Genomic DNA, 11,975 nt, shown 5'->3' on the forward strand with positions numbered 1-11,975 from the left:
TTTACCTTCACAGGTCTCCTTCACTGGCCCAAGTTTACCGATAGCGTAACTTCCGCCCCCTTCATCCCTCCCAACCCGCATCTCGTCAATTATCCCAACACAATCATCAATTCATCAAACCCATACCGTTAGCATTCGCTATTTTGTTATCAAAAATCAATAACCGGTATGAAAACATCGCGCTACCTTATTTTCATCGTTTTAATATTTTGCGGCTGTTCGTCAGCTCCCCAAAGCGATAACCTTGCCGCCGACAAACTTGCCCTTCAAAAAACCAAGGCCGCTTTTACTACGGCTTTTGCTCATAGTGATGTAAAGGCTATAGTAGCGTTGCACCATCCCGATATTGTTAAATATTTTGGCGGCAACAATGTGGTTACCGGTCGCGCGCAGCTGGCCCGGCAGTTAACAGCCATGTTCCGTACATCCAGGATGGAATTAATCCAAAACCAGGTTGAAAGTACCGCCTTTAATGGCAACACCATTATCGAAACCTGCATATTCGCGTTTAGGGCAACCCCGGTAAATGGCGGCAAGCCGTCTGTAGGCAGGGGGCGGTCGATGACTGTTTTTGTAAAGTATAAAAACAGCCCTTACGGTTGGGTTTCTATAAGGGAAATGGCCCAGGCCGCTCCGGAAGTTGCAAAATAATTCTGCCCAGCCTCAGCTGTCAGTAAAATAACGCCGCTTTTTACATTCACGTAAAAACCGCACACGCAAAGCGTGATTCAACGCATTGTATTTCAATATTTTATATTTAATTTCATTCATCTAACAGCAATAAAATCATACCAACCAGCAATCAGGATTTGCACAAGCACAATTGCGCTTTACCATAATTAGCACTTTATTAAAAGGCGAAATAAATGAAACCACGCGATCATAGTTTCTGGCCGTTTACACCAAAGGTGAGTATCATTACCGCCGTTGTTGTTTTATTGGTGCTCCTGCTGCTTACGGGGGTGCTCCGTGTTTATACAGGCTGGCCTGCCGAATCGGCCAATAACACCGTTTTGATCGGTATTTTTATCCTTAGCCTGCTCCCTATCGTCCTCGCAATCCTCAATGTAGTTATTGAGCGCGGGGGCAGCATAGGCTATGGCGACCTCAAGATCGACTTTTCAAAAATCCAGCAACTGTCAAATTCGGGCTTTACCGTGCCCGCCAATATCGGTGTACGGGGACAGTACGTTGCCGACAGCGGCACCTCCAATATCCTCGAAACACTGCGCGCGGCCACCTCTTCGGGTGTCGCGGTGATCGACCTTGAAGATGGCCACGCCTGGTGGGAAACCCGGTTGTTAGTTTTGCTGGCCGGTGCCGACCGCCTAAAAAAGCCCGATAAAATTGTTTTTGTAGCAACTGTCGAAGCAAGAGAGCAAACTTATTTAGGCTGGGCCCGCCCCGGCGACCTCCTGGAACAATTGCTAAAAGAAGACCCCCGATACTTAAGAACCTTTTATGCCGCCCGCGCGGCTGCCGCACAATGGGCATTATTAGGTCCGTTAGCCCTCTTGCCGCCCGGCAGTTATTATAATGCTCCGCCGCCACCGCCCTGGATGCAGGGTATCCTTGCCCTGAGCCACGCCTGGATGGCATTTTCAACTACCACCGGTTTACCTAACGAATTATTAACCGAGCAGCTTTTACAGAACGAACTTGGCCAAACTATTGAAAGCACAGGCGGCGCAAAGCATATCAGCACCGTACACCTTGATAATTTATTTAAGCCGGTACTGATAAAAAAACAGATAGACAAAAACTGGGATAATGAGCAGCAAACAAATGCCCTGTTTGCAAATGAAGATCCTTTTATTGTGATAACAGAAAGTGGAAAATACTCGGCGATAGTCTCGGCACAGTCTTTATATAATGAGGTATTAAGAGGCTTTTTAAAAACAGCCTGATGAAGATTTTATAAAAAAAGGCCTCATAACTTCATTACTTAAATAACGCGACAGTAAGTTACTGATCGTTAAATGTGTTTTCCCGATCAATATTATAAATATGGGCGTTGCCTGCGGCCGTGCTATACGCTCATACGCCTGCAGGCCTTATGCTCATTGGCCGGTATCCGCTCCTATCACTAACGCGGCCCCCGCGCACCATCGTTAAAATCTATTTTATACATCACCGCAATTTTTTCCGGGCTCCCAAGGGTGGCTACCCGCAATGACGAATTTTGTTTTTTTATGTAGAGACGCATCACATGCGTCTCCCGCATGCAAATTCCTGAACTTAATGACTTACAAACCAGCTTGCCCTATGGGAGACGCATGTGATGCGTCTCTACCAAAAATCTTTTACCTGTTCATAAATAACTTCCGGGAGGCATGATGAATAACAAAAAGCCCCGCTTGCGCGGGGCCGAAACAGTTAGCTACTATATAACACACATTTAATTAAAAACACACAGCAAATTATTACCTATTCTTCTGTCGCTAACTGAAAGCTTATTGGGATACTGTACCTAACCCGCACATTCTGGCCGTTTTGCACACCAGGCTTCCAGGCTTTGGCTAATTTAAGTACACGTAAAGCTTCCTCATCAAAACCATAGCCTGCAGGACGGTCCACTTTTATATTTGATAAAGTGCCATCTTTTTCAATAATGAAACTCAGAAGAACTTTGCCTGAAACACCCTGCTCCTGGGCAACCGCCGGGAAACGCAGGTTCTTTTGCAAAAATTTAGCCCATGCTGCAGCACCGCCAACAGGTTCTGGCATTACTTCAAGTACTTCACCAAGTGTATGAACGCCATCATCAACTTTGGCAGTTCCTGTTCCTCCGGGAGTTCCTTCGTCTGTTTTGGCTACATTATCTGTTCCGCTCTTCCCTACTGCATCTACCGGCCCAATGGCAACATTTTTCAGTTGATCTATTGTAGGCGGGTCTGTTGGCGGGTCTGTTGTTACCAGGTGCGGCGTGGTGAAACCTTTTGCTTCAACCGGGGCAGCCGGCTTTTGATGCTCCATTGGAGCAGGAGCATCCGGCTGCTTGGGTTTAGCCTCAACAGGTGGTTTGGGGATGGAAGGATCAAGTGTCACTTCTATTATCCGCCTATTATCAATTGGCTTCGGCTTTGCCTTAAAAATAATGGCTGCAGCCGATAAAAGGGCTACTGCCGCAAAGGCGATCCCCATGGATTTTGTCATGGTACGCCCATAGCTTTGTCTTAATTCATAAGCGCCGTAATTTTTGTTGCGATGGTCAAATACAAGGTCGAGCCACTCGGCATTGTACAAATCAAATTTGGTGATAAGCATAGTTTCAGAATTAAATTTCAATTATAACGAATATAGTTATATTATATTTTGTATAAAACTAAATTTATCGAAAATAATTTCGTCTAATTTTTCATCAAATTTTCATCTTCTTACAAAAACCATCAAATCATAATAATCTGTTTAAAAATCAATAACCAAGTCCATTTTTTTTGCCAATTAAATAAAAACAGCACAAAAACATTCATTTAAACACAATTTTTATATATAAATCATCAAAAACTTAAAATATTTTAAAAAAAAGTACAGTTATTTTATTTTTTTATTACTTTTAGATATGGTTAACAGGCTTTATAAACTTATCGCCTTATTTTTTTTACTCTTTAGCGGCTTCACAGCATCCGCCAAGGGTGAATTATACCATTATTACCACAAAACCACAAAAAAAACCACGGTATCTGCGACAATACCGCACCATCGCCCGTTAAATTTTGAATTCGCACTCAATAATGCACTCACGCCCGCTATTAATATACACCAGCATAGGGGTGCACATTCTTTACAGGCCTTTGTAGCAATGCCCGGCGGCTACGCCATTAAATTTAAATACCTTGATTTCATTTGCGAACTGGATACAAGCAAGCTCTCCAGGTTCCGCAAACTCATCCTTTTTCCGTTTCACGATTTTTGGTAGGCAAAAAACAATAAACCAACCCTCATGCTCTGATTAAGCATGCAGGATTTATTGTTTTTTAAAAAAATTTAGTTTTAATGCTGTCCGGTATTTTTGATTGGATACCGGGCAGTATTATTCAAATCTTCATTTTTCCTCCCTTAAACCCAAAACATGAAAAAATTCATACCCTTCGGCATACTTTTAATTGTAATTGTATTAGCCCTTCTATACCCTTCAGTTACTCTTACAACCATTAAAGACAGCAAAATTGATACAGGTGATACCGCCTGGCTATTAGTAAGTACCGCCCTTGTACTGATCATGACCCCTGGCCTGGCATTTTTTTATGGTGGTATGGTGAGCAAAAAAAACGTACTGTCAACCATGCTGCAAAGCTTTGTTTGTATGGGTGTAATTACTGTTATATGGGTAATATTCGGCTTTAGCCTTGCCTTTGGCGAAGATGAGTTTGGTGGCTTTATCGGCAATCCCGGCACTTTCTTTATGATGAAAGGCACATTGGGCAACGCCACCTGGGAACTGGCCCCAACTATCCCGCTGATACTATTTGCTATGTTCCAGCTAAAATTTGCGGTTATCACCCCGGCCCTCATCACCGGCGCGTTTGCCGAAAGGATCCGCTTCAACTCTTATGTCATCTTCCTTTGCCTGTTCATGGTGTTTATATATGCACCCTTAGCTCACGCTACCTGGCATCCAAAAGGCTTCCTTTTCGGAAAAGGTGTACTTGATTTTGCCGGCGGCACCGTGGTGCACATGAGTGCAGGCTGGGCAGCTTTGGCATCAGCCATATATTTAAAAGGCCGTAATGAAACATCACACAATCCGGCCCGGATCAGTTATGTATTATTAGGCACAGGCCTATTATGGTTTGGCTGGTTTGGCTTTAACGCGGGTTCGGCATTAGGTTCGGGCACATTGGCAGCAACCGCTTTGGCAACAACCACTACAGCATCAGCCGCGGCTGCTATGGCCTGGATGTTCTTTGATATCCTTCGCGGCAAAAAACCGGGTGTATTAGGTGCCTGTATCGGCGCGGTTGTAGGTTTGGTGGCTATCACTCCGGCAGCGGGCTATGTAACTATTCCCCATTCATTAATTATCGGTATCGTAGCAGCAGTAGTAAGTAACCTGGTTGTGATCTGGAGAACAAAAACCAGCATTGATGATACCCTCGACGTATTCCCATGCCATGGTGTAGGCGGCATGGTAGGCATGTTATTAACCGGCGTATTTGCACACCAAAACGTAAACGCCGCCAACACAACCGGTAACGGTTTATTTTACGGCGAAACACACCTTTTCATTATTCATTTAATTACCCTTGTAGGTGTATCAGCCTTCGCTTTCTTCGGCTCATTCATCTTATTAAAGATCACCGACATGATCAGCACACTGCGTGTAACACCAGAAGAAGAACTTGCAGGCCTTGACATCAGTCAGCACGACGAAGAACTGTAAACCAGATCCTACCCTACCTGATTAAACTCAATTAACAACATAAAAAATAAGCCGCACCCTTTACAGTGTGCGGCTCTTTTATTTCATCTTGCACATTATTTACTGAAATTGCAAAACTGCAACTGCAAACTCAAGAAAACTACCATTCTTTAGTAGATACCCTTTTTACTTTTTTAACTTCCGCCGGCTTCTCAAGCGATGAGGTTTTAAGCATATAAGCCTTTAAATTATCACCTACATGCTTGCTGTTGCTCAGCACCTGGTTTAAACAGGCATTAAAATCAACCTTCGATAATTTTTCGGCTGCCTTTTCCAGGGCGACATCCTTGCCATGCATATGTTCCACATTACCATAACGGTTACGCTGATATGGCTGATAAACAAAATCTGTTAACCAATAACGGTATTTACCATCTTTTACCTCTACTTTAAGCGTATAGCTTAGCTCGCCGCCTTCACTATTACCCATCAGGCCTTTTTTGTTAACCAAAAAAATACCCGTACCGGTAAGCGCATTGCCATCCTTATCGGCCTTTGCCAGTTTAAGCACTTTTTTAGGATAAGCCTTGGTCAAAAAATACAATCCCCTGCTATAAAGCGAATCTGCAATGGAGCCGGGCTGGTCAACCGTTTTATAATAAATGTATTTATTATTCTCATCAAAAGCCAGCGAATCCTTCTGCGCAAAAGCGCCTGACGAAAAAAGGAGACCAACAAAGCCTAATAGTATCTTTTTCATTTAACAAATATAAAAGCCGTTCCGGATAAACCCGGAACGGCTCGCGATAAAAATAGATTAAATTATTTTTTTTAGAAAGCGTACACAGCAGCTACAGCAAACTGACCGGCTGATTTCGAAGGATCGCCAGAGTGGTTCAGGAATGATGTAGACGAGCCATGATCTAACCTGATTTCAGGAATGAAAGTAAGCGGGCCTGATTTAATATTTGCAGTAAAGGTAAATGCTTTAACATTTTGTCCCGGAGGAGGGCCTAAAGTTACTAAATCACCTTTTTTAGTTTTAAAGTACTCGCCCCTTAAACCTAAAGTTACTGTTTTTGATACTGCTAACTGCGGATATAAAGCAACGCCGCTAAAACCACCACCATCATGCGGAGCAGAATAAGTAGCGCCGTTTAAGCCCAGTTTAAAGGCATCAGTAATTTGATAAGCGGTTGTTAAATCAACTTCGGTACCTGAAGTGCTTCCGGTAGCAAGATTAAGATAAGCAGTCCATCCTTTAACAGGAGATACAAACAACTGTGAGCCGAAAGTATTTACCTTATGCGTTGAAGTATAATTGTTCCAGGTATCATTAAAAATACCGGCCATTAAACTTACTTTATCGCTAAACGCGTAAGTTAATTTAACACCAGGGTTTTGGAACGGACCGTTGGTAAATAAATACGAAGTAGAGTAGTTAAAGTTACCTACCGGGCTAATAACCTCATAACCAATAAAGGTAGCCATATAACCACCGGTAAGGTTTAATTTATCGGTTAGATCATATGATACGTACAAATTTTGAATGTGGAATGAATCGCCATTAGGACCATTAGGAATTGATTGGGCCTGGCCACGCGGACCAAATGAAAGCTCGCCCACAAAAGCTGCTTTACCAACTTTTTTCTTCAAACCCAGATCAATCATACCAATTGATACTGAATTATGATCACTTGCAAAGCTGGTAGGGATTTGTGAGCCCTTATCAGAAAAATCATATTTATAATAGGTATCTACCGAACCGTAGATCACCAGAGGGGAATCTGAGGTTGTTTTAACCGTGTCCTGAGCCTTAACCGTAAAGGCTGCAATTGAAAAAAATGAGAAGAGTAGAAATACTTTTTTCATGATAACGATTTAATTGTGAATTGATAAACTATTTGTTAATTGTTGTTTTTTCGGGAAAATACACTGTTATTATTTGATTATCAATACCTTGCAGTTAAAAGGATAGTTTATGTGTCGGCATAAAAAATCCCTGCACAGTTGGCAACGGCAACGTCCATTTAAACAACTAATGCTGTTTTAATATGAAATGCTGTTTAGTCTTAAGCCACCACCTTAGTTTAAAGTCAGAAATGAACTCCCGACTTTAAACTGAGGACTATAGGCTAATACTACCACTCTCCAACCGCACAAGGCATCAATATCTTTGTTTAAGCTGTTAAGCTCCTATATGATCAGGCTTCAGAAGCAACCTTAGCGCCATTATCAAAAAGGCCGCTTAAGCTGATCTCATCATCCTGAACTGGGTAAACTTCGATACCGTGGTCAAATACGTCGATACCACCTGCGCCTGTTTCACCATGCTCTTCGATACGTAATTTCCATGGATGACCTAATTTGTTGATCACAAACATCATCACATAAGTAATTACAAACACAGCAACGGTAATAGTCAAGCTACCTATAAGCTGCGCCTTCAACACATCAAAGCCGCCGCCATAGAACAAACCTGCTACCGGAGCAGAGTTATCTGCGCCTGTTGGGCCTGTAGCACCATACTGGCCTGAAGCAAATAAACCCAATGATAAAGTACCCCAGATACCGCAAAGACCATGTACTGACACCGCACCAACCGGATCATCGATACGGAACCACTCGATCAGGTAAACACCTGCAAATATTACAAAGCCGGCAACCACACCCAACAGGATCGCGCCAAGCGGGCTTACCCAATAACAAGGACAGGTAATTGCAACAAGGCCACCTAAAAATCCATTTATTGTAAAGGCCAAATCAAATTTACCTTTAGTTGGACCAAACCATAAAGCGGCAAGCATAGCAGCAAAACCGCCGGCGCAGGCTGCAAGTGTAGTGTTAGCAGCAACACGGCCGATACCCTGCATATCCATTGCTGATAGCGTTGAACCAGGGTTAAAACCATACCAACCAAACCAAAGTATAAAACCACCTACAGCAGCAACCAATAAGTTGTGACCTGGAGGCAAACCGCCTTTTTCTTTATCATCGCGGGCAAATATCCTGCCTAAGCGTGGGCCTAATACCATTGCACCAGCCAAAGAAGCCACACCACCAATAGTATGTACTACTGTTGAACCTGCAAAGTCACGGAAAGGCTGAGCGCTTATTGATTTAAAGAAGCCTGAAGTTCCCATTAAGGCAAGGAAACCATCCGGACCCCATGCCCAGTGACCGATGATAGGATAAATAAAGCCGGTAATACCGATACTGTAAAGAATATCGCCACGGAAACTGGTACGACCGATCATTGCACCTGATACGATGGTTGAGCAGGTATCAGCAAAAGCGTACTGGAAAATCCAATGTGCCAATACCGGGATGCCGGTTGAACCATAAGTTTCAGGGGTGTTTTGAAGGAAGAACCAGGTTTTGCCATCAGCACCACCCCAGCCAATAAAGCCGTTACCGTTGCCAAACATAAAGGCATAACCTACAGCATAAAATAGTAAACCACAAAGACAAGTATCAAAAATACACTCCATCAGCACGTTCACTGTTTCGCGTTTACGGGCGAAACCAGCCTCGAGCATAACAAAACCCGCCTGCATACCAAATACCAAAAAGGCAGCAACCAGTGTCCAAACAGTATTAACCGTGTTAATTAACGCTGTTTCATGGGCGGTGTACGTTTCGGCAGCGTTAGCTTTTGTGCCAAATACACCTGGCAAAACCATCATTGCGGCAAACACCAGCAATAAGCCAATCATTTTCCCTGTAAAAATGGTTGCTCCCAGCGCCCATTTTTCACGTGTCAGCTGTCGGACTGCACTTAGGAAGTTGTGTTTTGTAGAACCTACTTTCATCGTTTAATTTAGTTTGATTGTTTTTTAAAAATTAATTAGTTTGATTGTTGTATTTAAATTTAGTTTGATTGCTATCCTGAATTACAAAACCCTTTTCACCTCCAAATCCTCAATCCCGCTTCTAATCTTTTTCATTTTTTTATAAAAAGCATAATAATTGGTGTGTTTTCGTAAATTATTTTCTGAAATTAGGTAGTATTTTTAAGAATAACAAATTATTAATGATAAATTAATGGTAAAAAATCGAAAAATTATGAAAATTGCAAAAACAAGGCTCTTATAATGTCATTTTTTAAACATTTAAAAATGATATTTTCAATCTAAATTCATTTTCATCATAAAAAAAATTGAAAAATCTAATTTTTACAGTTTAAAACACCAATTAATCAGTTTTAAAAGCAAAAACACGCCCAAAAACATTAAAAAAACACGATTTTATTAATTTAAAGCAGAATTTTCAGAAGAATTAAGACTTTCCTTTAAATTATATCAGTTTTTTAATGATTAGGTGGTATGTTATATTTCACTTAATTTTGCCCGATATTTTAAAGGATAGTTATATTTTTGAACACTAACCTTTATTTAAACCTCATAAAATATGTCCAATATCCGTTTTAAAGCCTTACAGGATGTACTTTCAAGAACTATCCCTGAAGTAAAACCGCCTTCACCAAAAATTTCCGATTATTTCGGATCGAATGTTTTTGATAAAAAGAAGATGAAGGAATACCTTTCATCAGAGGCTTACCAGGGAATTGTAAATTCAATTGAAAAAGGTGAGCCAATTCCGCGCGACCTGGCAGAACAGATAGCCTCGGCAATGAAAGCCTGGGCTTTAGGCAAAGGCGCAACCCATTATACACACTGGTTTCAACCGCTTACGGGCACCACTGCCGAAAAACATGACGCTTTTTTTGAGCCCACTGCCGATGGCGGCGCTATAGAACGTTTTTCGGGCGATGCCCTTGCACAACAGGAACCTGATGCCTCAAGCTTCCCGAGCGGCGGCATCCGTAATACTTTTGAAGCCCGCGGTTATACTGCCTGGGACCCTTCCTCGCCTGCCTTTTTAATGGCGCGTACCCTGTGTATCCCAACGGTGTTCGTATCGTACACCGGCGAAGCACTTGATTATAAAGTACCTTTATTAAAGGCACTGAACGTGCTTGATAAAGCGGCCGTTGATGTTTGCCATTATTTTGATAAAGGCATTGAAAAAGTAAATGCATCATTAGGTATTGAGCAGGAATACTTTTTGGTTGACCTGGCCTTATTTAATGCCCGTCCCGATCTTTATTTAACCGGCCGCACTTTATTCGGCCACATGTCGGCCAAAAACCAGCAACTGGAAGATCATTACTTTGGCTCGATACCTGAGCGCGTGTATGCTTACATGCAGGATATGGAAGCCGAAGCATTGCAATTAGGCATCCCGCTTAAAACCCGTCATAATGAGGTTGCTCCATCCCAGTTTGAATGTGCACCGATATATGAAGAGATCAACCTCGCTATCGACCATAACCAACTGTTAATGGATTTGATGGACCGTGTTGCCAGGCGCCATAACTTTAAGGTATTACTTCATGAAAAACCATACGCAGGCCTTAATGGTTCGGGCAAGCACAATAACTGGTCGTTGATAACCAATACAGGCAAAAACCTGTTATCGCCAGGCAAAACGCCTAAAAACAACCTCATGTTCCTGGCCTTTTTTGTGAATACCATCAAAGCGGTACACGAGCATGCCGACCTGTTAAGGGCATCCATTGCATCAGTTAACAATGACCACCGTTTAGGCGCCAATGAAGCCCCTCCGGCCATTATATCTATATTTTTGGGCAGCCAGCTTAGCGACGTGCTTGATGAGATAGAAACATCCCGCATCAGCAAAAAAATTAAAGAAGAAAACCTGTTATGGCAGGGCATCCCTAAGATCCCGCAAATTTTACCCGACAATACCGACCGTAACCGTACCTCACCTTTTGCCTTTACCGGTAACAAGTTTGAGCTGCGCGCAGTAGGCTCATCAGCCAACTCGGCCAGCCCGATGACCATTCTTAACCTTATCGTTGCCGATCAGCTTAAAAAATTCAAATACGATGTAGATAAGCTGATGAAGAAAGGCGAGAAAAAAGATCTGGCTTTATTAATGGTGATCAAAAAGTACATCAAAGAATCAAAAAACATCCGCTTTGAGGGAAATGGTTATAGCGAAGAATGGGAAAAAGAAGCCGCGCTAAGAGGTTTACCCAATGTTAAAACCACACCAAAAGCGCTGGATGCTTTAATAAACGATAAGTCGGAACACCTTTTTGCCGAAACCGGCGTGTTCACCGTGCGTGAAGCGCATGCACGTCACGAGATCTTACTTGATGCTTTCTACAAAAAGCTACAGATAGAAGCCCGCGTAATTGGCGAAATGGTGATGAACGTGATTATCCCGGCAGCAATTGCTTATCAAAGCAAACTGATTGAAAATGTAAAAGGACTAAAAGACATTGGCCTGGATAAAGCAACTTATGCTTCGCAGCTGGACATCATTAACAGGATCTCCGAGCATGTGAACTTCATTAAAACCAATACCGAGCAAATGGTTGAAGAGCGTAAAAAAGCTAACGTTATTGACGACCTTCGTCAGCGCGCTATTGATTACGATGAAAAGGTAAAATCATTCTTCCAGCCTATCCGCTACCACGTTGATAAACTGGAGCAACTGGTTGATGACCGCCAATGGCCGCTGCCAAAATTCAGGGAGTTGTTGTTTATTAAATAGAACTTTGATTTTAAAATACAAATGCCGC

At 42.4% G+C, this 11,975-nt stretch carries 9 protein-coding genes; 5 read left to right on the forward strand and 4 right to left on the reverse strand.

Annotation, left to right across the window (positions count from 1 at the left end):
- Positions 1-168: 168 nt before the first annotated feature.
- Both BLP33_RS21535 and BLP33_RS21540 read left to right on the forward strand, forming a co-directional pair.
- Complete coding sequence (locus BLP33_RS21535; RefSeq protein WP_090533015.1) at positions 169-651, forward strand: YybH family protein; 483 nt, start codon at positions 169-171, stop codon at positions 649-651.
- A gap of 215 nt (positions 652-866) precedes the next feature.
- Positions 867-1,907 carry a hypothetical protein gene (locus BLP33_RS21540; protein WP_090533017.1) on the forward strand — a complete coding sequence of 347 codons (1,041 nt, stop codon included), beginning with the start codon at positions 867-869 and terminating at the stop codon, positions 1,905-1,907.
- A 520-nt stretch (positions 1,908-2,427) separates the two neighbouring features.
- On the opposite strand, the gene BLP33_RS21545 is transcribed toward BLP33_RS21540, so the two are convergent.
- Positions 2,428-3,267, reverse strand: a complete 840-nt coding sequence (locus BLP33_RS21545) for an energy transducer TonB (protein WP_090533019.1) — start codon at positions 3,265-3,267, stop codon at positions 2,428-2,430.
- 295 nt (positions 3,268-3,562) lie between these two features.
- Between BLP33_RS21545 and BLP33_RS21550 the strand changes: the two genes are divergently transcribed.
- A complete protein-coding gene (locus BLP33_RS21550) occupies positions 3,563-3,919 on the forward strand; it encodes a hypothetical protein (RefSeq protein WP_090533021.1) in 357 nt (118 codons plus the stop codon).
- 153 nt (positions 3,920-4,072) lie between these two features.
- Positions 4,073-5,383 (forward strand): ammonium transporter, encoded by a 1,311-nt coding sequence (locus tag BLP33_RS21555; protein WP_090533023.1) that lies wholly within the window; start codon positions 4,073-4,075, stop codon positions 5,381-5,383.
- 139 nt (positions 5,384-5,522) lie between these two features.
- Here BLP33_RS21555 and BLP33_RS21560 read toward each other — a convergent pair whose 3' ends face one another.
- The 3 genes from BLP33_RS21560 to BLP33_RS21570 form a co-directional block, all read right to left on the reverse strand.
- Positions 5,523-6,122, reverse strand: coding sequence for a DUF4468 domain-containing protein (locus BLP33_RS21560; RefSeq protein WP_090533025.1), 600 nt, complete (start codon positions 6,120-6,122; stop codon positions 5,523-5,525).
- A 71-nt stretch (positions 6,123-6,193) separates the two neighbouring features.
- Entirely contained in the window at positions 6,194-7,234 is a 1,041-nt protein-coding gene (locus tag BLP33_RS21565) for a porin (RefSeq protein ID WP_090533026.1), read from the reverse strand.
- Between the two features lie 332 nt (positions 7,235-7,566).
- Entirely contained in the window at positions 7,567-9,174 is a 1,608-nt protein-coding gene (locus tag BLP33_RS21570; RefSeq protein WP_090533028.1) for an ammonium transporter, read from the reverse strand.
- Between the two features lie 598 nt (positions 9,175-9,772).
- On the opposite strand from BLP33_RS21570, the gene BLP33_RS21575 reads away from it, so the two are divergent.
- Positions 9,773-11,947: a glutamine synthetase III family protein gene (locus BLP33_RS21575; protein ID WP_090533030.1), complete on the forward strand. Its 2,175-nt coding sequence runs from the start codon at positions 9,773-9,775 to the stop codon at positions 11,945-11,947.
- Positions 11,948-11,975: the final 28 nt, after the last annotated feature.

It is taken from the genome of Mucilaginibacter sp. NFR10 (genome assembly GCF_900100445.1).
Taxonomy (GTDB): domain Bacteria; phylum Bacteroidota; class Bacteroidia; order Sphingobacteriales; family Sphingobacteriaceae; genus Mucilaginibacter; species Mucilaginibacter rubeus.